The 26,666-nt window shown below is 55.6% G+C and carries 22 protein-coding genes and 1 pseudogene; 21 read left to right on the forward strand and 2 right to left on the reverse strand.

Going from position 1 to position 26,666, the window contains the following annotated elements; genetic code table 11:
* Nucleotides 1-165: 165 nt before the first annotated feature.
* Complete coding sequence (locus tag A1830_RS23140; protein ID WP_231877553.1) at nt 166-699, forward strand: fibronectin type III-like domain-contianing protein; 534 nt, start codon at nt 166-168, stop codon at nt 697-699.
* 75 nt (nt 700-774) lie between these two features.
* Here the strand turns inward: A1830_RS23140 and umuC are convergent, their stop codons facing one another.
* On the reverse strand, nt 775-2,037 hold the full coding sequence (umuC, locus tag A1830_RS02070) for a translesion error-prone DNA polymerase V subunit UmuC (protein WP_067701022.1): 1,263 nt from the start codon (nt 2,035-2,037) through the stop codon (nt 775-777).
* A gap of 2 nt (nt 2,038-2,039) precedes the next feature.
* The gene (gene umuD, locus A1830_RS02075; RefSeq protein WP_067701025.1) at nt 2,040-2,459 is read right to left on the reverse strand and encodes a translesion error-prone DNA polymerase V autoproteolytic subunit; all 420 of its coding nucleotides are present in this window, start codon (nt 2,457-2,459) and stop codon (nt 2,040-2,042) included.
* Nucleotides 2,460-3,169: 710 nt separating this feature from the next.
* Here umuD and A1830_RS02080 point away from each other — a divergent pair.
* The 20 genes and pseudogenes from A1830_RS02080 to flhA all read left to right on the forward strand — a co-directional run bounded on the left by A1830_RS02080 (nt 3,170) and on the right by flhA (nt 26,623).
* Nucleotides 3,170-3,457, forward strand: a complete 288-nt coding sequence (locus A1830_RS02080) for a hypothetical protein (protein ID WP_082804065.1) — start codon at nt 3,170-3,172, stop codon at nt 3,455-3,457.
* 9 nt (nt 3,458-3,466) lie between these two features.
* Nucleotides 3,467-4,066, forward strand: a complete 600-nt coding sequence (locus A1830_RS02085) for a helix-turn-helix transcriptional regulator (RefSeq protein ID WP_067701031.1) — start codon at nt 3,467-3,469, stop codon at nt 4,064-4,066.
* A 135-nt stretch (nt 4,067-4,201) separates the two neighbouring features.
* Nucleotides 4,202-5,383, forward strand: coding sequence for an HD-GYP domain-containing protein (locus A1830_RS02090; protein WP_067701034.1), 1,182 nt, complete (start codon nt 4,202-4,204; stop codon nt 5,381-5,383).
* A 607-nt stretch (nt 5,384-5,990) separates the two neighbouring features.
* Nucleotides 5,991-6,778, forward strand: a pseudogene (gene otsB / locus A1830_RS02095) (trehalose-phosphatase).
* Complete coding sequence (otsA, locus tag A1830_RS02100; RefSeq protein ID WP_067701040.1) at nt 6,775-8,199, forward strand: alpha,alpha-trehalose-phosphate synthase; 1,425 nt, start codon at nt 6,775-6,777, stop codon at nt 8,197-8,199. Before otsB ends, otsA begins: the two are co-directional and overlap by 4 nt.
* A 932-nt stretch (nt 8,200-9,131) precedes the next feature.
* Nucleotides 9,132-9,485, forward strand: coding sequence for a flagellar transcriptional regulator FlhD (gene flhD / locus A1830_RS02105; RefSeq protein WP_067701043.1), 354 nt, complete (start codon nt 9,132-9,134; stop codon nt 9,483-9,485).
* Nucleotides 9,485-10,063 (forward strand): flagellar transcriptional regulator FlhC, encoded by a 579-nt coding sequence (gene flhC, locus A1830_RS02110; RefSeq protein ID WP_067701046.1) that lies wholly within the window; start codon nt 9,485-9,487, stop codon nt 10,061-10,063. The genes flhD and flhC overlap by 1 nt, the downstream gene beginning before the upstream one ends.
* A 133-nt stretch (nt 10,064-10,196) precedes the next feature.
* Entirely contained in the window at nt 10,197-11,084 is an 888-nt protein-coding gene (gene motA, locus A1830_RS02115; RefSeq protein ID WP_067701049.1) for a flagellar motor stator protein MotA, read from the forward strand.
* A complete protein-coding gene (gene motB / locus A1830_RS02120) occupies nt 11,081-12,121 on the forward strand; it encodes a flagellar motor protein MotB (protein ID WP_067701052.1) in 1,041 nt (346 codons plus the stop codon). Before motA ends, motB begins: the two co-directional genes overlap by 4 nt.
* 10 nt (nt 12,122-12,131) lie before the next feature.
* The gene (gene cheA, locus A1830_RS02125; RefSeq protein ID WP_067701055.1) at nt 12,132-14,126 is read left to right on the forward strand and encodes a chemotaxis protein CheA; all 1,995 of its coding nucleotides are present in this window, start codon (nt 12,132-12,134) and stop codon (nt 14,124-14,126) included.
* A 24-nt stretch (nt 14,127-14,150) separates the two neighbouring features.
* Entirely contained in the window at nt 14,151-14,648 is a 498-nt protein-coding gene (gene cheW, locus A1830_RS02130) for a chemotaxis protein CheW (protein WP_067701057.1), read from the forward strand.
* Between the two features lie 203 nt (nt 14,649-14,851).
* Nucleotides 14,852-16,519 (forward strand): methyl-accepting chemotaxis protein, encoded by a 1,668-nt coding sequence (locus A1830_RS02135; protein WP_067701060.1) that lies wholly within the window; start codon nt 14,852-14,854, stop codon nt 16,517-16,519.
* Between the two features lie 154 nt (nt 16,520-16,673).
* On the forward strand, nt 16,674-18,353 hold the full coding sequence (locus A1830_RS02140; protein WP_067701063.1) for a methyl-accepting chemotaxis protein: 1,680 nt from the start codon (nt 16,674-16,676) through the stop codon (nt 18,351-18,353).
* Nucleotides 18,354-18,399: 46 nt separating this feature from the next.
* Nucleotides 18,400-19,953, forward strand: coding sequence for a methyl-accepting chemotaxis protein (locus A1830_RS02145; protein ID WP_067701066.1), 1,554 nt, complete (start codon nt 18,400-18,402; stop codon nt 19,951-19,953).
* Between the two features lie 84 nt (nt 19,954-20,037).
* Complete coding sequence (gene cheR / locus A1830_RS02150; protein WP_067701069.1) at nt 20,038-20,910, forward strand: protein-glutamate O-methyltransferase CheR; 873 nt, start codon at nt 20,038-20,040, stop codon at nt 20,908-20,910.
* The gene (locus tag A1830_RS02155) at nt 20,910-21,959 is read left to right on the forward strand and encodes a protein-glutamate methylesterase/protein-glutamine glutaminase (protein ID WP_067701072.1); all 1,050 of its coding nucleotides are present in this window, start codon (nt 20,910-20,912) and stop codon (nt 21,957-21,959) included. The genes cheR and A1830_RS02155 overlap by 1 nt, the downstream gene beginning before the upstream one ends.
* A gap of 42 nt (nt 21,960-22,001) precedes the next feature.
* Nucleotides 22,002-22,391, forward strand: a complete 390-nt coding sequence (gene cheY / locus A1830_RS02160) for a chemotaxis response regulator CheY (protein WP_067701075.1) — start codon at nt 22,002-22,004, stop codon at nt 22,389-22,391.
* A gap of 9 nt (nt 22,392-22,400) precedes the next feature.
* Nucleotides 22,401-23,045 (forward strand): protein phosphatase CheZ, encoded by a 645-nt coding sequence (gene cheZ / locus A1830_RS02165; protein WP_067701079.1) that lies wholly within the window; start codon nt 22,401-22,403, stop codon nt 23,043-23,045.
* Nucleotides 23,046-23,396: 351 nt separating this feature from the next.
* Entirely contained in the window at nt 23,397-24,542 is a 1,146-nt protein-coding gene (gene flhB / locus A1830_RS02170; RefSeq protein WP_067701081.1) for a flagellar biosynthesis protein FlhB, read from the forward strand.
* Nucleotides 24,542-26,623: a flagellar biosynthesis protein FlhA gene (flhA, locus tag A1830_RS02175; protein ID WP_067701084.1), complete on the forward strand. Its 2,082-nt coding sequence runs from the start codon at nt 24,542-24,544 to the stop codon at nt 26,621-26,623. The genes flhB and flhA overlap by 1 nt, the downstream gene beginning before the upstream one ends.
* Nucleotides 26,624-26,666 lie beyond the last annotated feature (43 nt).

Below are 26,666 nucleotides of genomic sequence, written 5' to 3' on the forward strand. Positions count from 1 at the left end.
AAGACGGTCATTTTTGGCGAGGGCATCTATGTCGGCTATCGCTACTACGACACTAAAGGCATTGCGCCGGCGTATCCTTTTGGCCACGGCCTTTCCTACGCGAAAATCGAATATGGACCGCTCACGCCGTCCTCCCCGGTCTTTGACATTGATAAGCAGCAGAGCGTGACCATCAGCCTGACGCTGCGCAATGCCTCGGACAGAACCGCCAAAGAGGTGGTGCAGCTGTACGTGGGGGATAACGTCGCGCGTCTTGACCGCCCGGTGCAGGAGCTGAAGGCCTTTGAAAAGGTGACGCTGAAGGGATGGGAGTCTAAAACCGTTACCCTGCAACTGGATAAGCGCGCCTTCTCGTACTACGACGAAGACCGACAGGACTGGGTGCTGGAAGGCCCTTTTACGCTGCGAATAGGGCGCTCATCGCGGGATATCGTGGCCGAGGTGCCGCTACGGGTCACTTCGGCCACGCCTGCCTACTCGCTTGATACGCCGTGGATAGCGATACAGACCTGGGAGGAGGCCGCCCGGGTGGTGGCAGCGGTTATCGGAGATGAGGCGACCAATGCCTGGATAACCGGTTCGCCAACGCTGGGGGAGAAGCTCGATCAGGCCTTTCAGCAGCAGCCGACACTGGCCGACAGCCCGTCGAAGCAGCAGGCTGTCAAAAAGTCTGTTTTGCAGCAGATCAACGCGCTGTAGCACCGCGCGGGCAGGCTGCGGGACATCGACGCTGCGTCTCCCGCAGCCTGCCTGGCCGTGTGTGATGAATGTGATTCACTTTGCAACGGGCAGGTCGGCATAACGGGTGGTCCAGGCGGGGGACAGCATCTCCCGCTTCATTGCCCAGCTTTTCTGCGTTCCCTGCCCGGCAAACCAGATTTTGCCTTTCCCCGACTGATTCAGCCGGTCGATCACGCCCATCAGCGCCTCGCTGTTAGCCTGGGGCTGCCTGTCGTCAAACAGATTGAGCTGTGCCACGCCCTCGCTAAAAAAGTCACTCAACATCACGCCAGCCTTCATATAGCGATGACCGTCCCGCCATATTCTGTCCAGCGCCTCCGTGGCCGTACGAATAATGTCGCGCGTGTCATTCGAGGGGGTCAGCAGGGTACCGGAAGCCTGGTTACCGTAGAAAATTTCGCCCTCCGCGTGGGGGCTGGTGCGGACAAAAACGCTGATAAAGCGGCAGTACTGCTCCTCCTGACGAAGCTTTTCGGCCGCGCGTTCGGCATAGGTGCAGATAGCCTGGTGCATATCGCTATAGTGGGTGATGCGATGACCAAAGGAGCGGCTGCAAATAATCTGCTGTTTGGTGGCGGGCATCGCCTCCATACTGAGGCAGGGTTCTCCCCGCAGCTCGCGTGAGGTACGTTCCAGCACCACATTAAAATGCTTCCTGATGACCCACAGCGCGCTGTCAGCCAAATCACGCGCGGTGTGGATACCCATCTGATGGAGTGACTTACTGATGCGCCGCCCCACACCCCATACTTCTTCCACCGGCACCAGCGCCAGCAGCTTACGCTGGCGATCGACGTCTGAGAGATCGACAACACCACCCGTTTTGCGCCAGGTTTTCGCCGCGTGGTTGGCGAGCTTGGCCAGCGTTTTGGTTTGCGCAATCCCCACGCCAACGGTCAGGCCCGTGTTCTTTAAGATCTGACTGCGCATCTGGTGACCAAAGTCGGCCAGTGACATGCAGTGGCTGACGCCGGAGAGATCGATAAAGGCTTCATCAATCGAGTAAATTTCCACGGAAGGGGCCATATCGGCGAGCGTGGTCATCACCCGGTTGCTGAGATCGGCATAGAGCGCGTAGTTGGAGCTGAAAACGTGCACCTGCTGGCGGCGCAGCTCGTCTTTCAGTTTAAAGTAGGGTGCCCCCATCTTTATCCCCAGCGCTTTTGCCTCGGCCGATCGGGAAATGATGCATCCATCGTTATTGGATACCACCACGACCGGCTTGCCCTGCAGATCGGGGCGAAAAACGGTTTCGCACGAGGTATAAAAGCTGTTCACATCCACCAGGGCAAACATGGTTACTTATGCGCTTTCAGGGTAAAGGTCACCACGCCGAAGATCTCCAGCTCCTCTTCGCTGTGAAATACAATCGGCGTGTAGAGGCTATTATGCGGCATGAGTTGCAGAAAGGGGCGGGTACGCAGCTCTTTGACGGTAAATTCGCCATCAACCGCCGCGACCACAATGTCGCCGTGTTCGGCGGTCAGTGAGCGGTCGACAATCAGAAGGTCGCCATCGCCAATGCCCGCGCCGCGCATGGAGTCGCCGCTGACTTTAACAAAATAGGTGGCGCTGGGATGTTTAATCGCCAGCTTGTTGAGATCGAGCCGGTCTTCAACATAGTCCTGGGCCGGGCTGGGAAAGCCGCAGGGTACGCGCTCAGTAAAGAGCGGTAGAAGCAGGGTGCTGCTAATGTCTCCGGGCGAAATGAACTGCATGATGGTGTTTCCGGGTTAACTGTATTTATATACAGTATCTGTAAAAGCGCGCCACAATCAAGACGCTTTCCGGAAGATTTATGAAAGCGCTTGAACAGGCAGGGAATTTAGCCTGGCGTAAATTACCCCCAGGGTGAACCGGCAGTGGATAATCGATAACGCTGACGGATAAGTGATAAACCGATAACGAGGCTAATGAAGTGATGCTTAACAATCTGAGGTTTCAGGCAGGGGATGTATTATGTGGATAGCTGACGTGAGCGGCGGGTTTTTCTCACCCCGCACCGCCAACAGAGTTTAATTCTGCTTAACCAGGAAAAACAAAGTAATATATTTATGACTTTACTTATAGAGTATGTCGGAAAACGTGCTCTTCATTATCATTAATCTTTTAATAAAGGACGGGAAAGACGTCACTCATGGAATAATATGCTTATTTTTCTGGAGTAATCTGCCATATAGTTTGATGGTTTATTGTCATGCTCAAGCGGTACTGGTTTTTTACCGCTTTCTGTAACATAAGATACCCTGTTGCAGGTGGTTCATCTGGGTAGCGTAATTCAATTTACTAAAAAGGATGGCAGTTTATGGAAAGAGTGCTGGTTGGATATTATATTGGGAGCAATGTTCAGCTTGAAATAGCCCAGAGAAGGTTAAGTAATTTTGACTCAAAAAGCAGGAAGATACGCTGTTATATTCTGAGGGAAACGATGATGAGGCTATTCCTCTTTTTGTTGGAAAATGCCAATGGGAAAATTGTGACGAACGAGCAGATTATGTATAACGTCTGGGATCTGCACGGCCTCAAATCATCCAGCCAGCGGCTATGGCAGGTTATGCAGGCGCTGAAGCTGCGGCTGGCCACGCTGGGCGTTGAGCACGACTTTATCATGCGCGTTGAGACGTTTGAAGTTAAGGGCCACTGTTTGAAGCGCGAGATGATTAAGCCCTTCTATTTTTATATTGAAAAGAAAGCGTCTGACGGATATTTACCCTGAGAAAAAACGATGAGAATCTGTATATATTCTGAGGATACCTATTTTACGCTGGGTCTGGCTGTCCATCTTTCTTTGATGGGGTATGAACCCTACGTGCCGGATCCTGAGGAAGAAAGTATTGCGCAGCCAAACGAAAAAGATCGTCCCCGTGCAATAATCATTGATTCCAATAAGCGTGAGAAAATGGAGAGAATTCTACAGAGTTATTCCGCCAGGAAAACCTGCGCGGTATTTATCGACGCTTATCAGGAAAGTATAAAACATAGCACCCGTTTCAGTATGTTGGTTTCCAGGAAGTTAAGCGGAGAGGCGATGGCTAAGGAAATAATCAGGCATCTTAATCGCAGCGTACCGCCCATTTGCCCGCTATCCCTGCCTGAACGTATTATCACCTGCCTGCTGCTTCACGGTGAAACGCCCGGAGATATCGGCAGGACGCTGAATATCTCCGTGAAAACCATCTCACACTACAAATTAAACGCGATAAAAAAGGCGGGGATAAAAAGAATTAACAATAAGTCGTTGTTATGCTTGGGTGAATATCTTGATAAGGTCATTTTGCTTAACGATTTTTACGGGGTATCGCCCGGGATCCCCCCCGAAAAGTAAAGGGGGACAGGTCTTTCAATAGCAAGCCCGAAGCGTAAATTTTTAGTAAATGCGCACCAACATCATTTTACGCGGTGAAGGTTTTTCGGACGATGCCGATATCTGTACTGAATGGGGGAGCAGGCAGAGGGCGCGATGATAAGTCGAATCGGGATAGAAGCATTACGCATCGGGATGTACGTGCACAAACTGGAAGTCTTCTGGCTGAAACACCCGCTGGTACGCAACGATATGCTGCTTACCACCGAACAGCAAATTCAGATTATTGTTGAGAACGGCATTAAAGAAGTCTGGATCGATCTGGATAAAGGCCGTGCGCCTGACGTCGCGCCATCGACAGAGGCCGTTATCGCTCAGGCAGCACCCGTTAAGGCCAGTATGCACAGCGAAGTGGCGCAGGCGCAGGCTATCTGTCTGATGGCCAGAGGGCAGATAATGGATATGTTCAGTAATGCCCGGATGGGGAAAACCATCAGGACCGACAGCACGCTGCCGCTGGTGGATGAAATCGGCGGGTCGATCAGCCGCCATCCGGCCGCTCTCCTGAGCGTGGTACGGTTGAAGACGCACGATGACTATACCTATCTGCATTCGGTGGCAGTGTGTGCGCTGATGGTTTCGCTGGCGCGTCAGCTGCAGCTGGATGAACGACAGGTGCGTCAGGCGGGCACGGCCGGACTGCTGCACGACGTCGGTAAAGCCGGCATTCCGCTGGAGATCCTCAATAAGCCGGGCAAGCTGACCGACGACGAATTTGAGCTGATGAAGCTGCATCCGGCGATCGGAGAGTCGCTGCTGCGAAAAAGCAACGGTGACACTGAGGTGCTGGACGTCGCCCTGCATCATCATGAGAGGATCAACGGCGAAGGCTACCCCCATGGTCTGAAAGGTGAGGGGATCTCTCTGCTGGCCCGTATGGCCGCCGTCTGCGACGTCTATGATGCGGTCACCTCGGACCGCCCCTATAAGGCAGGCTGGAACCCGGCGGCGGCGATGCACCAGATGGCGAGTTGGGAAGGCCACTTTGACCGCCAGATATTTCACGCTTTTGTTAAGGCGGTGGGGATCTATCCCCCTGGCTCGGTGGTCAGGCTGGCGTCCGGGCGCATTGCGGTGATCGCCGAGCCGGGAGAGAAATCGCTGCTGCAACCTAAGGTCTGCGTATTCTTTTCGCTGATCACCCGCCAGCCGATAAAGCCGGAAATCGTCGATCTGGGCAGCCGCTACTGCTGGGACAGCATAGCCGGACTGGAAGAGTCTGCCACCTGGAGCGATATTAACCTTAACGCACTGTGGATGGTGCCGCTGGCCTCCTGACGTAATAAATAAAGGCGGCCAGTTTGCCCACTCACTTTTTCACGCCCCTGCCTTCACCGCTTTTGTCCCGACGACATCTTTTTCGCGTAACTTCCTGCGGTTTTCACTTAATTTCCTGCGGCGCTTAATACCCTTTGTTATGCCCATTTATACCTGCACATTACCCGCGCTTTCTCCCCGACCGCTTCCCGGCATAATTCGCCTTTATCCTATGTCTTTATTACGCTTTTTTTGACAGTCTGAAGATCAGAAAAGGGCTTATAAGCGCCAGTCGGTCTGGCAGAGACGGGATCAGTGACTATACTGAAAACTAACGATGTTGCGCATAGTGCAGCGGGAACGGGCATGTTGCACCCAGGGTGCAGCCAGATGACAGAAAGAAAATGTTTAAGAAAGAGGATGAAATTTAAACGGACGCCTTTCTCCCCCGCCTTACTCTGGCGACCGCGACTTTCCCGTCAGGTCTGCTTCCCGCATTGCAGCCCCGCTTTAATGACCCAGGTGACCGGACGAGAAAAGCCCGTCACGGCGCCAGCGTCGAACAGGCCTGACGCCATGGACCAGGGCCAGACGCAACATCACAACTATTTTAAGCAGGAGGAGTCGTGTGAACACCCAGAATGATGAGGTACCGCCCCTGAATAAAGAGGGCCGCTATGCTTTCTTTTTCGACGTTGACGGTACGCTTGCCGCCATTCAGCCCCGCCCGGATGACGCGTTTATTCCCCAATCCGTAATTGCCAGCCTGAAACGTCTTTCCGCATCCTGTGAAGGGGCCGTTGCGCTGGTTTCAGGCCGCCCCATTAGCGAGCTGGATGCGCTGGCCGCGCCGCTCCATTTTCCCCTTGCTGGTGTCCACGGCGCTGAACGCCGCGATGCCCGCGACAACGTTGAGCGTCTGTCGCTGCCGCAGGAGGTTGCCAGCGAACTGGCAACGCGGCTGAACGATGCCATAGCCGATATGCCGGGGACGCACCTTGAAGCGAAAGGGATGGCCTTCGCGCTGCACTATCGTGGCGCGGAGCACTATCAGCAGGGAATCATGGCCCTGGCGCAGGCAATGACCGAACGTTTCCCCATGCTGGCGCTACAGCCTGGTAAATGCGTGGTGGAGTTAAAACCAAAGGGCGTGAATAAGGGCGCCGCGGTTGCCGCCTTTATGCAGCAACCGCCGTTTGCCGGGCGAACGCCCGTATTTTTAGGTGACGATCTGACCGATGAGGCAGGATTTGAAGCGGTCAATGTCAGGGATGGCATCGCAATAAAAGTGGGTGAGGGCGACACGCAGGCAGGCTATCGGCTGCCGGACGTGAATGCCGTTTATCACTGGCTTGAAAACATACAATTACAATTAGATTAAGACGAAACAACGTCGGTAAGGAGTTAAGGTTATGAGTCGCTTAGTAGTCGTATCTAACCGCATTGCTGTACCTGATGGTTCCAAAACCAGCGCGGGCGGTTTGACCGTCGGCATTATGGATGCCCTGAAAACCACCGGTGGACTGTGGTTTGGCTGGAACGGTAACATCAATGAGATCGGTGAAGATGACGAGGAAATGGAGCTGTTCGAGCAGGACAGCGTGACCTATGCCTCTTTTGGACTGAATCAGAACGATTACGATCTCTATTATTTGCAGTTCTCGAACGCCGTTATCTGGCCCGCCTTCCACTACCGTCTCGATTTAGTGAATTTCCAGCGTGAAGCCTGGGACGGATACTGTAGCGTCAATACGCTGCTGGCAAAGCGCCTGCTGCCGCTGCTACAGCCTGATGACGTATTGTGGATCCATGATTATCATCTGCTGCCGTTTGCCGCAGCGTTACGCAAGCTGGGCGTGACCAACCGTATTGGCTTTTTCCTGCATATTCCTTTCCCAACCCCCGAAATCTTCAACGCCCTGCCGCCACATAACGAGCTGCTGGAGATGATGAGCGAATACGATCTGCTGGGTTTCCAGACCGAGAGCGATCGCATGGCCTTTGTAGAGTGCCTGTCGCTGATGACGCAGGTAGAGAGCGACGGCAAACAGCATCGGGCATTGGGCCGTAGCTTTGCCACTGAGGTTTATCCTATCGGCATTGAGCCAGACAGTATTAAAGAGATGGCCGAAGGCCCGCTGCCGCCGAAAATGGCCGCAATGAAGCGGGATCTGGGGGATGCGAAGAATATTATTGCCTGCGAACGTCTGGATTATTCAAAAGGGCTGCCGGAGCGTTTTCTCGCTTATGAGGCGCTGCTGGAACACTATCCCGAGCACCGGGGCCAGATCCGCTATTCACAGATTGCGCCAACGTCGCGCGGTGACGTACAGGCCTATCAGGATATCCGTCACCAGCTGGAGACCGAAGCAGGGCGCATCAACGGCCATTACGGCACCCTGGGGTGGACGCCGCTCTATTACCTCAATCAGCACTTCGACCGTCGCCTGCTGATGAAAATATTCCGTTTGACCGATATCGGCCTGGTCACGCCGCTGCGTGACGGAATGAACCTGGTGGCGAAAGAGTATGTTGCCGCACAGGACCCTGAAGATCCGGGCGTACTGGTGCTGTCGCGCTTCGCCGGCGCAGCCAATGAGCTGACATCGGCGTTAATCGTCAATCCTTACGATCGTGATGAGGTGGCCGCCGCGCTCAACCAGGCGCTGACGATGCCGCTGGAGGAACGTATCACCCGCTATAACGATATGATGGCCGTGCTGCGCAAAAACGACATCACCCACTGGCGTAAAACCTATCTGAAGGATTTGCAGGCCGTTCCTGCCCGTCCGGCCGCCGGGAAGAAGGATACGCAGACCGCGACCTCCCACACCTAGCATAAGCCGTGCCACTTCTTTTAAAGGGCGATCGCAAATCGCCCTTTTTTTATGCCTGTCCGGCAAAATACACGTACATAAAGTGTGCAATAAGGACCATTTATTAGAAAAAAAGCAAAAAAAAACCGTTTTTACTAAAGAAATCCTCACCGCCGCCGATACTTAACCCGTATCCTGAAAAAAGCCTCCAAACATTCACCTTTCTAATGTAACCATCAGTTACATCTATTTTCATACCCCAAACACAAGCCTGGCGCGGCTTACAAAAGACTTTCACTTCATAAAAAGAACCTGCGTAAGATCACACTTCTGCACTGCAACTCATACTGAACAGTCACTCTGAGTGATTAATCTAACATCATGTCAACAGGGTTAAATTAAGAATTAAACTCTGCAAAACAATCAACACCCAACACTTTATTCTAATCATGATCTGCATCACGCCTTTTCGCCGATTTATACGCGTAAAGAGAGTCATTTTCATTTGAAAATGATCATTAAATGTTAAATTTTAACAAAAAGAGTAGAAAATGGTTACTTAGTGCACTAATGAAAAGCGCTACTAAAGGGTCTCGGGCAAGAAATTTCCGATAAAGTGTGATCTACGTCACACTTTATCTAAAATTTGAGGTGGCTCACATTGTATGTCGAAATAAGAGCGGATAGAGTTGCCTTGTTTTCGGAATTGTCTTAAAAGATGTGTGAAACAGACAAGGGATTGCGCCAGGGAAGAGAGCGAAAACGACGGAGCAGCAACTGGCAAAATGAGTAATGACTACTTTCTGTTTAGCAGCCTCTAGTGCGGCTAACAGCTTCGCAAACGTTTGGCTTCTGCCACTAGTTTTTTGCCATTTTTAGATTTACCAAGCAGCAAACAAGGTAGCGGTATAACCCGCAAACGTTTAAGTCGTGTTAGTCAGGATGGAAAAAAAATGGGTACATCAGAATTACTCAAACATATTTACGATATTAATCTGTCATATTTATTACTTGCTCAGCGCCTTATAAATCAGGAAAAAGCTTCTGCAATGTTTCGTCTTGGTATTGATGAGGCGATGGCTGATACGCTCGCGCAATTAACGCTGCCAGAGATGGTAAAACTTGCCGAAACTAATCAGCTGATCTGTCAATTCCGTTTTAACGATGACAATACGATTAAACGCTTAACGCAGGCGTCTCGCGTGGATGATTTACAGCAAATCCATACCGGCATTTTGTTATCCAGTCGTTTATTACGCAGTGTGACGACCAAAGAAGAAGCAACGCCGAAAAAGAGAGCGAGCTAATGAGCGAGAAAAGTATTGTACAGGAAGCGCGCGATATTCAGCTGGCGATGGAACTCATTTCGCTGGGTGCGCGCCTGCAAATGTTAGAAAGTGAAACACAGCTTAGCCGCGGTCGATTAATAAAGCTTTATAAAGAGCTGCGCGGCAGCCCGCCGCCAAAAGGCATGCTGCCGTTCTCTACCGACTGGTTTATGACCTGGGAACAGAACATCCACTCTTCCATGTTCTGTAACGCCTGGCAGTTTTTACTCAAAAGCGGGCAGAGCCAGGGCGTAGACGCGGTGATTAAAGCCTACCGTCTCTATCTCGAACAGTGTCCGCAACAGGACGAAGGCCCGCTGTTGGCGCTGACCCGCGCCTGGACCCTGGTCCGGTTTGTTGAGAGCGGCATGCTCGAACTGTCTGACTGCAAATGCTGCGGCGGTAGCTTTATTAACCATGCGCACCAGCCCGTTGGCAGCTTCGTTTGCAGCCTGTGCCAGCCGCCGTCCCGCGCGGTAAAAAGACGTAAACTTATCGCAGAACCTGCCGATAACATTTCACAACTGCTGGATGAACAGATTAAACAAGCCGTTTAATCGGGCTCGACAGGTGGAATGAATCCAGCAGCGGTTAATAACCGCTGCTTTTTTTTTGCCCCGTGCCGCGATAACGCGTCTTTACACGCTGATTCATCTTTCACCCACGCGTCGGCAGACGTAAGGATTTATTGTGTTAATTATTTTAGGGTACATTCTGGTACTGGGGTCAGTGTTGGGTGGCTTCGCGATGGTCGGCGGCCACCTCGGCGCGCTTTATCAGCCTTCTGAACTGTTAATTATCGGTGGGGCAGGGATTGGCGCGTTTATCGTAGGGAATAACGGTAAAGCGATAAAAGCGACCCTCAAGGCCATGCCCTTATTAATGCGCGGGTCAAAATATAATAAAGCTGTTTATATGGATTTGATGGCGCTGCTTTATCGCCTGATGGCGAAATCCCGCCAGCAGGGGATGCTTTCGCTTGAACGCGATATTGAAAACCCTCAGGAAAGTGAAATTTTTTCTAATTACCCACGCATTCTTGCCGATAAAAGATTAGTGGACTTTATTACCGACTATTTGCGCCTGATGGTCAGCGGCAATATGAATGCCTTTGAAATTGAAGCGCTGATGGACGAAGAGATAGAAACCTACGAAAGCGAGTGCGAAGTGCCCGCAATGGCCTTTCAGACCGTGGGTGATTCACTGCCCGCGTTTGGCATCGTGGCGGCGGTAATGGGCGTGGTGCATACGCTGGCTTCAGCGGATCGCCCGGCGGCAGAGCTGGGTGCCCTGATAGCCCACGCGATGGTCGGAACCTTCCTCGGCATTTTGCTGGCCTACGGATTTATCTCTCCGCTGGCGGGCGTACTGCGGCAAAAGTGCGCGGAAACCACCAAGATGATGCAGTGCATCAAGGTCACGATGCTCTCCAGCCTGAACGGTTATGCACCGCAGATTGCCGTTGAATTTGGTCGTAAAACGCTCTACTCCACCGATCGCCCGTCGTTCACCGAGCTGGAGGAGCACGTTCGTAACGCGAAATCACCAGCGAAACAGACATCCGACGAGGACGCATGAAGCATAACAATCACCCCATTGTGCTGGTTAAGCGCAAAAAGCATAAGAAACATGAGGGCGGACACGGCTCATGGAAGATTGCTTACGCTGACTTTATGACCGCAATGATGGCCTTTTTTATGGTGATGTGGCTAATTTCGATCTCCAACCCTCAGGAATTGGTGAAAATTGCCGATTACTTTAAAACGCCCCTGAAGGTGGCGCTGACCGGCGGCGCGCGCAGCAGCGACAGCGAGAGTCCCATCCCGGGTGGGGGCGATGACCCCACTCAGAAACAGGGTGAGGTGCATAAGGTGGTCGATATGGATGCGCAAAAACGCAAGCTGGAAGAGATCCGTCTTAACCGCCTGCGCGAGAGGCTGGATCAGCTGATTGAGGCCGATCCTAAGCTGCGCACGCTGCGTCCCCATTTGATTATTAATTTGGTTGAAGAGGGGCTGCGTATCCAGATTATCGACAGTGAAAACCGTCCGATGTTTAAAACCGGCAGTGCGGAAGTTGAGCCTTATATGCGCGACATATTACGCGGGATAGCGCCGGTCCTGAACGACCTGCCAAACAGGATCAGCCTGGCGGGGCATACGGATGATTTTCAGTATGCGGGCGGTGACCGGGGCTACAGCAACTGGGAACTGTCGGCCGATCGCGCTAATGCCTCGCGACGTGAGCTGATTATTGGCGGTCTGGCCAGCGGGAAGATGATTCGCGTCATAGGCATGGCCGACACCATGAAGTTAAAGAACCGCGGCGCGGATGATGCGGTAAATCGTCGAATCAGTCTGGTGGTGTTGAACCACGACACCGAAGTGCAGATTGAGAAAGAAAATGCGGAAAGTGACGCGGTGCAGGTCAGCGACAGCGATCCAGCCAGTTTAAAACAGTTAGCGGCACCGGCCTCTCCTATGGCCGCCGGCCAAAAACCCGACCCTCAACCCTCACCGGCTGAGCCTGCGGGTAGCAACGTAACCCACGCGGCGTTAGCCCCGGCGGTACCTGCGCCAGCGGCCCAGACCGATCGCGACTCACAGCAGAGGTGATACCGTGAGCATGGATATCAGCGATTTTTACCAGACATTTTTTGATGAGGCCGATGAATTACTGGCCGATATGGAACAACACCTGCTGGTGCTGGATCCGCAGGAACCCGATTCGGAGCAGCTTAACGCTATCTTCCGGGCGGCGCACTCGATTAAAGGCGGGGCGGGAACCTTTGGGTTCACCGTACTGCAGGAAACGACGCACATTCTGGAAAACATTCTCGACGGTGCGCGGCGCGGCGAAATGCAGCTGAGCACCGATATCATCAACCTGTTTTTGGAAACTAAAGATATTATGCAGGAACAGTTGGATGCCTATAAAACCGCCACGGAACCCAATACCGCGACGTTTGAATACATTTGTCAGGCGCTGCGTCAGTTGGCGCTGGAAGCAAAGGGTGAAGTGATCCCAGCGCCGAAAACGCTCGCCGCCACGGCGGCTGAGCCTGCGGTTAGCGCCGCGGGTCAGCGTCTGGTACTGAGTAACCTGAAGCCGGGTGAAGTGCCGCTGATGCTGGAAGAGCTAAGCAATCTGTGCACCGTCTCAGACGTAGTCAAAGGCGAAAACTCGCTGGAAGCCACCCTGGATGCGACGGTCGATCCGGATGATATCCGGGCCGTACTCTGCTTCGTTATTGAAGAGTCACAGATCAACTTTATCGACGCGGCCGCCGCCGGGCCAACTGCGACACCGGCCATTGCCGTCGTCGTGGAGCAGGTGGAAGCTAAGCCGGAAGTGGCTCCGCCTGTGGTCAGCGAGGCAGCGCCCGCCCTCAAGCCTGAAAGCGTGAAAAAGCCCGGTGCCGCCAAGGCCAGCGAATCGACCAGCATCCGCGTTGCGGTTGAAAAAGTTGATCAACTGATTAACCTGGTCGGCGAACTGGTGATCACCCAGTCGATGCTGGCGCAGCGCTCGGGCGAACTGGACCCGGTTGCGCACGGCGATCTGTTGAACAGCATGGGGCAGCTGGAACGTAACGCCCGCGATCTGCAGGAATCGGTAATGTCGATCCGCATGATGCCGATGGAATACGTTTTCAGCCGCTTCCCGCGTCTGGTACGCGATCTGGCCAGCAAGCTCGGAAAAGAAGTGGAGCTGATCCTTCAGGGAAGCTCAACCGAACTGGATAAAAGCCTGATTGAACGCATTATCGATCCCCTGACCCATCTGGTGCGTAACAGCCTGGATCACGGGATTGAGTCGCCGGACAAACGCCTGGCAGCGGGCAAAAATCCCGTCGGTAAACTGACGCTCTCCGCTGAGCATCAGGGCGGCAATATCTGTATCGAAGTGAACGACGATGGTGCCGGTCTGAATCGCGAACGTATTCTGGCTAAGGCGCTCTCATCGGGCCTGCCGGTCAGTGAGGCGATGAGTGATGAAGAGGTCGGCATGCTGATTTTTGCGCCGGGCTTCTCGACCGCTGAACAGGTAACTGACGTCTCCGGACGCGGCGTCGGCATGGACGTGGTGAAACGTAATATCCAGGAGATGGGTGGACACGTTGAAATCGCCTCTAAGCAGGGTAAAGGCACCACCATTCGCATTCTGCTGCCGTTAACCCTGGCCATTCTCGACGGCATGTCCGTTCGCGTGGCAAACGAAGTCTTTATTCTGCCGCTTAACGCGGTGATGGAATCACTTCAGCCGCTGGCGGACGACCTGCATCCGCTGGCCGGTGGCGAACGCGTACTGGAAGTGCGTGGTGAATACCTGCCGATGGTTGAGCTGTGGAACGTGTTTGAAGTGCAGGGCGCGAAAACCGAAGCGACGCAGGGCATCGTGGTTATCCTGCAAAGCGCCGGAAAACGCTATGCGCTGCTGGTCGATCAGCTTATTGGTCAGCACCAGGTGGTGGTCAAAAACCTCGAAAGCAACTATCGCAAAGTGCCCGGGATCTCGGCGGCGACCATCCTCGGTGATGGCAGCGTGGCGCTGATTGTCGACGTTTCGGCACTGCAGTCTCTCAACCGTGAAAAGCGCGTGGCGGGAGCCGCAGCCTGACGTTAACCTATTAAGGGTAGAATTATGACTGGAATGGCAACTGTTACTAAAATCGCTGGCGAAACCGTCGGTCAGGAGTTCCTGGTATTTACGCTGGGTGACGAAGAGTACGGTATTGATATTTTGAAGGTGCAGGAGATCCGCGGTTACGATCAGGTTACCCGCATCGCCAATACCCCGACCTTTATTAAAGGCGTGACCAACCTGCGAGGCGTTATCGTCCCGATCATCGACCTGCGCGTGAAATTTGCGCAGCCGGATGTGGAATACAATGATAATACCGTCGTGATTGTGCTGAACCTGGAGCACCGCGTGGTGGGCATCGTTGTGGATGGCGTTTCCGACGTACTGTCGCTGACGCAGGACCAGATCCGCCCTTCACCAGAGTTCGCGGTTACCATGTCAACCGAGTACCTGACCGGGCTGGGTGCGCTGGGTGACCGTATGCTGATCCTCGTCGATATCGAGAAGCTGCTCAGCAGCGACGAGATGGCGCTGGTGGATAACCTGCGCAGCGCGTAAGCGTTCTCCTCAGGGTGAAAAGGGCCGGCAGACTTTCTGTCGGCCTTTTTTGTATTTTGAACGGCTCTCCCGCGTGATGCCGCCAGGTTTGTCTTAGATAGCAACATATTATTCCGATTACCCCCTACTGCGCTGGATAAAGATCCACCAGCCCGTGCCGATAAATTCTCTGTTGTCCCATTTTAAAAACACCAAGGGTATCTATGTTTAAACGAATGAAAGTCGTGACCAGCCTGCTGCTGGTTCTGCTGGTATTTGGCGCTCTGCAACTGCTGGCCGGTGGGCTATTTATTAAGGCGCTGAACAGCGATAAAACGAATTTTGCGGTGGCGCAAAATGCCAGCGAAAACGTGTCGGCATTTACCGACGCCTGGGTGGCGCTTAACCAGGCGCGTATTGCCCTCAACCGCGGCATGCTGCGTCTGCAGGGTAATGCATTAGCACAGAGCAGCATCTCATCGCTGAGTGTGATTAGCGATCAGGGCAAGCAGCTGCTGGCCAGTGCGGATAAATCCTGGGCGCTTTATCAGTCGCTTCCCTCCACCAGGGGCATGGATCCACAAATTGTGGCCAGCCTCGAGCAGAACTATGTCCTCTATTCCAAAGCGCTGGCCAGCATGCTGCAGCTGATGGACAACCAGCAGCTGAGCGAGATGTTCAAAATGAACATTGAAGAGAAGCAGCAGGCGATGCAGGCGGCCTATACCCACTGGCGGGATGCGCAGAACGTGCTGATGATGCAGGGCGTAGCGGACAACCAGTCAGCCTACACCTCAATGCTCTGGATGATTGCCGCGGTGATGCTGCTGGTTATCGCGCTGATCGTGCTGTGCTGGTTTGGTCTTAAGCGCGTACTGATTAAGCCGCTGAACAGCAATATTGCGCATATCAGCCAGATCGCCAGCGGGGATTTAACCCACGATATTCAGGTTGAAGGGCGCAATGAAATGGCTCAGCTGGCCGCCAGCCTGAAAGAGATGCAGCAGGCGCTGGTGCGTACCGTAAGTGACGTTCGCGACGGTTCGGACGCCATCCTGACCGGGGCCAGCGAAATTGCCGCCGGGAACAACGACCTCTCAGCCCGTACGGAACAGCAGGCGGCCTCCCTTGAGGAGACGGCGGCCAGTATGGAGCAGCTGACGGCCACGGTGAAACAGAACGCTGAGAACGCGCGTCAGGCCTCAAAGCTGGCGCTGACCGCTTCTGAGACGGCGATAAAAGGCGGCAAGGTGGTGGATGGCGTGGTGAAAACCATGAGTGATATCGCGGGCAGCTCGAAAAAAATCGCCGATATCACCAGCGTCATTGACGGTATCGCCTTCCAGACCAATATCCTGGCGCTAAACGCGGCGGTAGAGGCCGCCCGTGCGGGTGAGCAGGGCCGTGGATTTGCGGTGGTGGCGGGGGAAGTGCGTAATCTGGCGCAGCGCAGCGCGCAGGCCGCGAAAGAGATCAAAGGGCTGATCGAAGATTCCGTCTCGCGGGTAGACAGCGGCACCGTGCTGGTAGGCACCGCCGGTGACACCATGAATGATATCGTCAATGCGGTCACCCGGGTTACCGATATTATGGGCGAAATCGCGTCGGCATCTGATGAGCAGAGCCGTGGAATCGATCAGGTAGGCACCGCCGTCACCGAGATGGATCGGGTGACCCAGCAGAACGCCTCGCTGGTGGAAGAGTCCGCCACGGCCGCCGCCGCGCTTGAAGAGCAGGCCAGCCGCCTGACGCAGGCCGTGTCGGTGTTCCGTATGCACCGGGCGCAGGCGATCAAGGCCGCGCCATCGGCGGTAATCACTCCGCAGCGTCAGCTGACCGCCGGGAAAGTCGCCGCGCCAGTCGCAACGGAGGGTAACTGGGAAACGTTCTGATGCGTCGCCTCCGTCAATAATCGACATGCGCCGGCCCACGGCGCATTTCTGCCGATCATAAGTTTATCCTTTGAGCAATCAGTCAAATCCTTAATAAAGATCCCCGCTCCGCTGCCGATAACATTTCCAATTGGCCCCCTGTTCAGAGGTAGTTATGTTTAAGCGAGTGAAAGTCGTTACCGGCCTGGTGAGTGTGCTGGTGTTGTTTGCTGTTCTTCAGTTGGGTACCGGTGGCCTGTTCTTCCAGACCGTCAAAAATGACCGGGATAACTTTGCCTTTAGCCAGCGGCTGCGCGCCTCTCAGCAGGCGATGGGCAATGCCTGGGTCTCGCTGGTGCAGGCACGTAACACACTCAACCGTTCGGGTATTCGTCATCTTCAGGATGCAGGGAAAACCGGCGGGGGCAGCAGCGTCAACGATCTGATGGCGCTGGCGCAGCAGGAGCTGGATAACGCGGATAAATCACTGGCGATATTTAATGCCGCGCTCACTGAACAGGGAAAAAAAGCGGACAACGTGAAGGTGATGCTGGCGGATTATAAGCAGCTTCATGACGCGCTGGATGCCCTGATTGTGATGATGAACACCGGCAGGTTCGATGACTTTGTTGCCCAGCCGACGCAGAGCTATCAGGACAGCTTTCAGAAATCCTATCTGAGCTGGCTGGACACCAATGACCAGCTGACCGCGGGCGTGGTTGAAACCAGTCAGCACTCCTACCAGCAGACTATCTGGGTACTGACGCTGGTGCTGATTATCTCGCTGGCGGTGATTATTCTGGCCTGGAGCGGCATCAGCAACATGCTGCTGCGGCCGCTGAGAACCAACATTGACCATATCCGACACATTGCCCGCGGCGATCTGACCCAGACCGTTGAGTTTGATGGACGCAATGAAATGTCCGAGCTGGCCAAAAGCCTGCATGAGATGCAGCAGTCGCTGGTGCAGACCGTCAGCGAAGTGCGGGATGGATCCGACGCGATTTATACCGGCGCCAGCGAAATTTCCAGCGGCAATAATGACCTCTCCTCGCGTACCGAGCAGCAGGCCGCCTCGCTGGAACAGACCGCAGCCAGCATGGAACAGCTCACCGCTACCGTGAAGCAGAACGCCGAAAACGCGCGCCAGGCTTCCAAACTGGCGCTCAGCGCCTCCGGTACCGCTGAGAAGGGTGGCAAGGTGGTGGATAGCGTGGTCAAAACCATGCACGACATCGCGGGCAGCTCGAAGAAGATCGCTGATATCACCAGCGTGATTGACGGCATCGCCTTCCAGACCAATATCCTGGCGCTGAACGCCGCGGTTGAGGCGGCCCGTGCGGGTGAGCAGGGCAGAGGCTTTGCCGTGGTCGCCGGTGAAGTACGCAGCCTGGCACAGCGCAGCGCCCAGGCGGCAAAAGAGATTAAAGGACTGATCGAAGACTCAGTCACCCGTGTGGATACCGGCTCGGTGCTGGTAGAAAGCGCTGGTGAGACGATGGCGGAAATTGTCAGCGCAGTCACCCGCGTCACCGACATCATGGGTGAAATTGCCTCCGCCTCCGATGAGCAGAGTCGCGGCATTGACCAGGTGGGTACGGCCGTGACCGAGATGGATCGGGTCACGCAGCAGAACGCCTCGCTGGTTGAAGAGTCTGCGGCAGCCTCGGCCGCGCTGGAAGAGCAGGCGGCCAGGCTGAACCAGGCCGTCGCGGTCTTCCGCATTCGTAAAGAAAATGCCATTCAGGCCGTTAACGTCAGCAGAACAACGCATAGCGACGCGCCTGCCCCGCAGGTAACGTCACGCAAAGCGCTGGCTGCACCGGTATCCAACGATAACTGGGAAACCTTTTAACGTGACCTTAGCCGCCCGCGATGGGCGGCAACACCAGGAGACTTCAATGTTTGCCCGCATTCGCATCTCAACCACCATCATATTTTTACTGGGCCTGTTCTGCGTGATGCAGATCGTTAGCAGCGGGTTATCGTTTAACTCTTTTCGCCTGGACGCGAAAAATTTGCATGACGTCGAGGTCAGCGGTAACCAGCGTGACGCGCTGGGGCAGGCCTGGGCTGATTTACTCAGCGCACGCCTGACGCTAAGCCGCGCCGGGACGCGTGCGGCACTGAGTATGCCGCGCGATCAGGTAACAAGTTTAATGGCAAAGGCTCAGGAAGATCTGAATGCTGCCGATAACGCTTATAAGACCTTTGAAGCCATCCCGGCACTGACGCCAGAAGGCAGCGTCCTGAAGAAGGAGATGAAGGGAGTTTATGACGGATACTCCCAGGAGCTGGCGCGGCTGATTGCTTATTTACAGAACTACCAGCTACAGGACTTCCTGAACTCTCCCACGCAGGGCACGCAGGACAAGTTTCAGGCGCAGTACAACCGCTGGATGCTGCATATCGACAAGCTTCGCATTCATGCCAGCCAGGCGAGCAAGGGATTCTACACGCAGTCGATGGCGATATTTTTCTCGACCGTACTGCTGTCGCTGCTGGTGACGCTGGCCGGTGTGACCTGGGTGAAAAAAGCCGTTATCGGCCCGCTGGCGCATATGCGCGGTCACTTTGAGCGCATCGCCTCCGGTAACCTCGGTGGCCGCATTGTGGCGGAAGGACGCAATGAGCTTAGCCAGCTGTTTATCAGCCTGCAGACCATGCAGCAGGCGCTGGCTGAAACGGTCGCTAACGTGCGGGACGGCAGCCATGCCATGCAGACGGGCATCCGTGAAATTGCCTCAGGTAACAACGATCTTTCCGCACGGACCGAGCAGCAGGCGGCCTCGCTGACGGAAACGGCGGCCAGCATGGAGCAGCTGACGGCGACGGTAACCGGCAATGCAGACAATGCGCGGCAGGCGTCGCTGCTGACCAAAGAAGCCTCTTCGACGGCGCTTAAAGGAGGTTCGCTGACCCGCGACGTGGTGACCACCATGAGTGAAATCGCCCTCAGTTCAAAGAAAATTGGCGATATCACCAGCGTGATTGACGGCATCGCCTTCCAGACCAACATTCTGGCGCTGAACGCAGCGGTAGAGGCGGCGAGGGCGGGTGAACAGGGCAGGGGGTTTGCGGTGGTCGCGGGCGAGGTTCGCAGCCTGGCCCAGCGCAGCGCGCAGGCGGCAAAAGAGATTAAAGGGCTGATCGAGGCGTCGGTTAGCCGGGTCGATCAGGGCTCAACGCTGGTGGCCTCCGCGGGCGAAACCATGGAGGAGATCGTTCAGTCGGTCACCCGCGTGAACGATATTATGGCTGAGATAGCCTCTGCGTCTGACGAGCAGCGCCGGGGAATAGAACAGGTCGCGCTGGCCGTCGGCCAGATGGATCAGGTGACACAACAGAATGCCGCGCTGGTTGAGGAAGCGGCAGCCGCCACGGCAGCACTTGAAGCACAGGCTGATAATCTGACCGACACGGTGAGCCGATTCTCACTGGATGCCGCAGGATAAGCCCGAACAGGTAGCAACGCAGGCTTACAGGGAAAACAAGACGTTTATAACCCCCTTAATCTGCAAATTGCAGGGTGGATCAGGATGAAAAAATCGACGTTGTTAGCGCCAACGGAAAACGCGACGCTGCTGGCCCAGATGGTGCAGCGCCTGCCGTTATCCGATACGCACTTTAAGCGTATCAGCCAGCTGATTTACCAGCGGGCAGGCATTGTACTCGCCGATCACAAACGGGAGATGGTTTACAACCGCCTGGTTCGCCGACTGCGGATGTTAGGCATCGACGATTTTGGTCGTTACCTTGCGCTGCTGGAGAGTGACTCCAACAGCCCGGAGTGGCAGGCGTTTATTAACGCGCTGACCACTAACCTGACGGCGTTTTTCCGTGAGGCGCACCATTTTCCTATCCTGGCTGAACACGCCAAACGGCGCAGCGGTTCCTTCAACGTCTGGTGCGCGGCGGCCTCAACGGGTGAGGAGCCTTACTCGATTGCGCTGACGCTGGCGGAAACGCTGGGCAGCGGGCCGGGTAAGTTCCAGATCCATGCGACGGATATCGACACCCAGGTGCTGGAGAAGGCGCTGGCCGGCGTCTACCGTCAGGAAGAGCTGCGCACGCTGTCACCGCAGCAGATGCAGAAGTTCTTTTTTCGCGGCACCGGCCCCCATTCGGGGATGGTTCGGGTGAGGCCAGAACTGGCCAATATGGTCACCTTTGCGCAGCTGAATCTGCTGGCGAATGAGTGGGCGGTTCCGGGGCCGTTTGATGCGATTTTTTGCCGCAATGTCATGATCTACTTCGACAAAGAGACGCAGGAGAAGATTTTGCGACGCTTTGTCCCGATGTTGAAGCCCGGCGGGATCCTGTTTGCCGGACATTCAGAGAACTTCAGCCAGATCAGTAAAGAGTTTTATCTGCGCGGCCAGACGGTCTACGGACTGACTAAGGAAAGATAATGGGCAAAATCAGAGTGTTATGCGTTGACGACTCCGCACTGATGCGGCAGCTGATGACGGAGATTATCAACAGCCATCCTGACATGGAGATGGTGGCTTCGGCACCGGATCCGCTGGTGGCGCGGGATTTGATTAAGCAGTTCAACCCCGACGTGCTGACGCTGGATGTGGAAATGCCGCGCATGGATGGACTGGATTTTCTGGAAAAGCTGATGCGCCTGCGACCGATGCCGGTTGTGATGGTCTCCTCCCTGACCGGCAAAGGCTCAGAGATTACCCTGCGCGCGCTGGAGCTGGGGGCGGTAGATTTTGTGACTAAACCCTCGCTGGGTATTCGCGAAGGGATGCTGGCCTACAGCCAGATGATTGCCGATAAGGTCCGTGCGGCCTCACGGGCCAGGCTGCAAATGCGCAGCCCGCAGAGCGCCCCGGTCATGCTGAAAGCCGGACCGCTGCTGAGCAGCGAGAAGCTGATTGCTATCGGAGCCTCTACCGGCGGCACCGAGGCCATTCGGCATGTGCTTCAGCCGCTGCCGGCGACCAGCCCGGCGCTGCTGATTACTCAGCATATGCCGCCAGGCTTTACCCGCTCTTTTGCCGAGCGGCTGAACAAGCTCTGCCAGATAACGGTAAAAGAGGCAGAGGACGGCGAGCGCATTCTGCCGGGCCACGCCTATATCGCGCCGGGCGCAATGCATCTGGAGCTGGCGCGCAGCGGGGCTAACTATCAGGTCAAGCTTAACGAAGGTCCTCCGGTCAACCGGCACCGACCTTCGGTGGACGTCCTGTTTAAATCAGTGGCGCAGTATGCCGGTCGGAACGCCGTCGGCGTGATCCTGACCGGAATGGGCAATGACGGTGCGGCAGGTTTGCTGGCAATGAATCAGGCAGGCGCCTGGACCATCGCTCAGAACGAAGCGAGCTGCGTGGTATTTGGTATGCCTCGCGAGGCAATTGGCCTCGGGGGCGCCAGTGAGGTGGTGGATCTTCACCAAATCAGCCAGCACATGCTGGCAAAAATTAGCGCCGGACAGGCATTACGTATATAACGCAGCGCCCGTCCCGCGGGGCTACAAAAAACAGGAGTAGGTATGGCAGATAAGAATATGCGGTTTCTGGTGGTCGACGACTTTAACACGATGCGTCGAATCGTCCGTAACCTGTTAAAAGAACTGGGCTTCAACAACGTTGAAGAAGCCGAGGATGGCGTTGACGCGCTCACCAAGCTGCGCGCAGGCGGGTTTGATTTTGTGGTTTCCGACTGGAACATGCCAAATATGGACGGCCTGGAACTGCTGAAAACGATTCGTGCCGACGCCACGCTGGGCAAGCTGCCCGTGCTAATGGTGACGGCTGAAGCCAAGAAAGAGAACATCATTGCGGCTGCGCAGGCTGGTGCCAGCGGCTACGTCGTTAAACCTTTTACCGCGGCCACGCTTGAAGAGAAGTTAGGTAAGATCTTCGAAAAGCTGGGTATGTAAGGAGCCGAGATGACCACTTTACCGACACCAAATGTTGATGCGGCCTCGGCCCACGACATCATCTCCCGAATTGGATCGCTGACGCGGATGCTGCGCGACAGTCTGCGTGAGCTGGGACTGGATCAGGCGATTGCCGAAGCGGCAGAAGCCATTCCGGATGCCCGCGATCGCCTGGATTACGTAGTACAAATGACCGCTCAGGCGGCAGAACGTGCTCTGAACTGCGTGGAGGCATCACAGCCGCGTCAGAACCTGATGGAGAAAGAAGCGAAGGCGCTGAAAGGCCGCTGGGATGAATGGTTTGAACATCCTGTAGACCTGGCAGATGCCCGCTCTCTGGTTACGGATACGCGTGGTTATCTTGAATCCGTACCGGAACACACCGCCTTCACCAACGCCCAGCTGATGGAAATCATGATGGCGCAGGATTTCCAGGATCTGACCGGTCAGGTGATCAAGCGCATGATGGACGTTATCCAGGAGATTGAGCGCCAGCTGCTGGCTGTGCTGCTGGAGAATATTCCTGAGCAGCCGGGTCGGGCGAAAAAGGATGCCGACAGCCTGCTAAATGGTCCACAAATCAATGGAACGGCACCGGGTGTGGTGGCGAACCAGGACCAGGTGGATGACCTGCTCGACAGCCTCGGCTTCTAAAACCGACGATCACGGTCACTAAACTGACGGCCACGGCGTCTGGCATGCGTCGTGGCGTTGGCTAGATTGACGGCCACGGCGTCTGGCATGCGTCGTGGCGGTGGCTAGATTGACGGCCACGGCGTCTGAAACGCGTCGTGGCGGTGGTGCTATCAGGGGAGCAGAGGATGAATCTCGGCGTGGATGTTTATTATCCCGCTGAGACAAACCTCTGCGTCTTTGGCCCGCTGTTTTTCCCTTCCCGTTTACCATCCGTGAAATAACCCCCTTTTTACGCGTTTACTCGCGCCATTATTCCTGCGGCAGTTTGGCATGCTACCCCCTGAAATTCCGTACTAAAGGTGAGCTGCCGTGGCCCAGGACAGCGATGAAGAGAAGACCGAATCCGCTACCCCCCACCGAATAGAAAAAGCGCGTGAGGAGGGGCAAATCCCCCGTTCGCGCGAGCTGACCTCGGTGCTGATGCTGGTTGCAGGCTTAAGTATCCTGTGGATTGGCGGCGAAAGCATGGGCCGCAAGCTGGGGGCGATACTGACGGACGGGCTGAGCTTCAATCACTCGGTTGTGAGTGATACCAGCCAGATGCTGCACCAGATTGGCGACTTGATCACCCAGGCGGTGATGGCCCTGCTGCCTATGATGGCCGGGCTGGTACTGGTGGCCATCGCCGCGCCGATGCTGCTGGGCGGGGTAGTGATCAGTGGCAAAGCGATCAAGGTCGACTTTGGCAAAATGAACCCGATTAAGGGGCTGGCCAAATTATTTTCCGCACAGTCGGCGGCTGAACTGCTGAAGGCCGTGCTGAAAGCCATCCTGGTAGGCTGTGTCACCTGGGGGTATCTGCGCCTTCACTGGCCGGACATGCTGCGCTTAATAAGCGAGGCACCCTTTACCGCGCTGGCCAGCGCGCTGAATATGATAGCGATGTGCAGCCTGCTGGTGGTGCTCGGGCTGTCACCGATGGTGGGATTTGACGTGTTCTGGCAGCTCTACAGCTATTTTAAAGGGCTGCGGATGACCCGCCAGGATATTCGCGACGAGTACAAACAGCAGGAGGGGGATCCGCACGTTAAAGGGCGTATCCGCCAGCAGATGCGGGCCGCCGCACGGCGCAGGATGATGGCTGACGTGCCGAAGGCCGACGTTATCGTGACGAACCCGACGCACTACTCCGTCGCCCTGCAGTATGACGAACGCAAAATGAGCGCGCCGAAAGTGGTCGCTAAAGGGGCCGGCGATATTGCGCTGCGCATCCGTGAGCTGGGTAAAGAGCATCGCATTCCGGTACTGGAAGCGCCGCCGCTGGCGCGTGCGCTGTACCGGCACAGTGAAATTGGCCAGCATATTCCGGGAACGTTATATGCCGCCGTGGCAGAAGTCCTGGCCTGGGTCTGGCAGCTCCGTCGCTGGAAGCTGGAAGGCGGCCTGGCTCCGAAAAAACCTGACAATCTACCGGTGCCGGAAGCGCTGGACTTTGACACAAGAGAAAACGACTGATGGCGAATCTGGCCGCACTATTACGGTTACCGAATTTTAAAGATACCCAGTGGCAGGTGATGGCCGGGCCGGTATTGATACTGATGATCCTGTCGATGATGGTGCTGCCGCTGCCGCCCTTTATCCTCGATCTGCTCTTTACCTTTAATATTGCGCTGTCAATCATGGTGCTGCTGGTGGCAATGTTCACCCAGCGCACGCTTGAATTCGCCGCTTTCCCCACCATTCTGCTCTTCTCCACGCTGCTGCGGCTGGCGCTGAACGTCGCCTCCACCCGTATTATCCTGATGCAGGGCCACACCGGCGCCGGGGCGGCGGGGCACGTGGTGGAGGCCTTCGGTCACTTTCTGGTGGGCGGTAACTTTGCCATCGGCATCGTGGTGTTTATTATTCTGGTGATCATCAACTTTATGGTTATCACCAAGGGTGCAGGGCGCATTGCCGAGGTTGGCGCGCGCTTTGTGCTGGACGGGATGCCGGGCAAACAGATGGCCATCGATGCCGACCTGAATGCCGGACTGGTGGGTGAGGATGAGGCGAAAAAACGCCGCGCCGAAGTGACCCAGGAAGCGGACTTCTACGGCTCGATGGACGGGGCGAGTAAGTTTGTGCGCGGCGATGCCATCGCCGGTATTATGATCATGGTGATTAACGTGGTTGGCGGCCTGCTGGTGGGGGTTATCCAGCACGGTATGGACGTCGGTCACGCGGCGGAAAGCTATACGCTGCTGACCATTGGTGACGGCCTGGTGGCGCAGATCCCGGCGCTGGTGATTTCGACCGCCGCGGGTGTGATCGTGACCCGCGTTAGCACCGATCAGGACGTTGGCGAGCAGATGGTAAGCCAGCTGTTTAAAAACCCGCGGGTGATGATGCTGAGTGCCGGCGTGCTGGGTCTGCTGGGACTGGTTCCCGGTATGCCTAACTTTGTCTTTCTGCTGTTTACCGCCGGCCTGCTGGGTCTGGCCTGGTACATACGCGGCAAAGAGATCAAACCCAAAGCTGAGCCGCAGCTGCAAAGCAAAACCAACGTTGAGACGGCGGCCAACGTCGAGGCCTCATGGACCGACGTGCAGCTTGAAGATTCGCTGGGAATGGAGGTCGGCTATCGGCTGATCCCGATGGTTGACCATTTACAGGATGGTGAACTGCTGGGCCGCATTCGCAGCATCCGTAAGAAATTCGCTCAGGAGATGGGCTTCCTGCCGCCGGTGGTGCATATTCGCGACAATATGGATCTGCCCCCGGCCCGCTACCGTATTCTGATGAAGGGCGTGGAAATTGGCAGCGGCGATGCCTACCCGGGGCGCTGGATGGCAATTAACCCCGGTACCGCAGCCGGAACGCTGCCGGGTGAAGCCACCGTTGACCCGGCCTTTGGCCTGGCGGCGATTTGGATCGACAGTGCGTTGAAAGAGCAGGCGCAGATCCAGGGCTATACGGTGGTCGAGGCCAGTACCGTGGTGGCCACCCACCTTAACCACCTGATAGGACAGTACGCCAGCGAGCTATTTGGTCGTCAGGAGGCGCAGCAGCTACTGGATCGCGTGACTCAGGAGATGCCGAAGCTGACCGAGGATCTGATCCCGGGCGTTATCACGCTGACAACCCTGCATAAGGTACTGCAAAATCTGCTGTCCGAGCGCGTCTCGATCCGTGATATGCGCACCATTATCGAAACCCTGGCGGAACACGCGGCAATACAGACCGATCCGCACGAGCTGACCTCGGTGGTGCGCGTGGCGCTGGGCAGGGCAATTACCCAGCAGTGGTTCCCTGGCACCGGCGAAGTTCAGGTGATTGGTCTGGACAGTACGCTTGAACGCCTGCTGTTGCAGGCGCTACAGGGCGGCGGCGGGCTGGAGCCTGGTCTGGCGGACCGACTGCTGGCGCAGGCGCAGGGCGCGCTGGCGCATCAGGAATCACTGGGCGCACCGCCGGTACTGCTGGTGAACCACCCGCTACGGGCGCTGCTTGCCCGCTTCCTGCGCCGTAATCTGCCGCAGCTGATGGTTATTTCTAACCTGGAGCTAACTGAAAACCGCCAGATGCGCATGACCTCAACCATTGGAGGCCACTGATGAAACTGACAGATGCGCATGACCTCAACCATTGGAGGCCACT

The organism is Erwinia sp. ErVv1 (genome assembly GCF_900068895.1).
Taxonomy (GTDB): Bacteria; Pseudomonadota; Gammaproteobacteria; order Enterobacterales; family Enterobacteriaceae; genus Erwinia.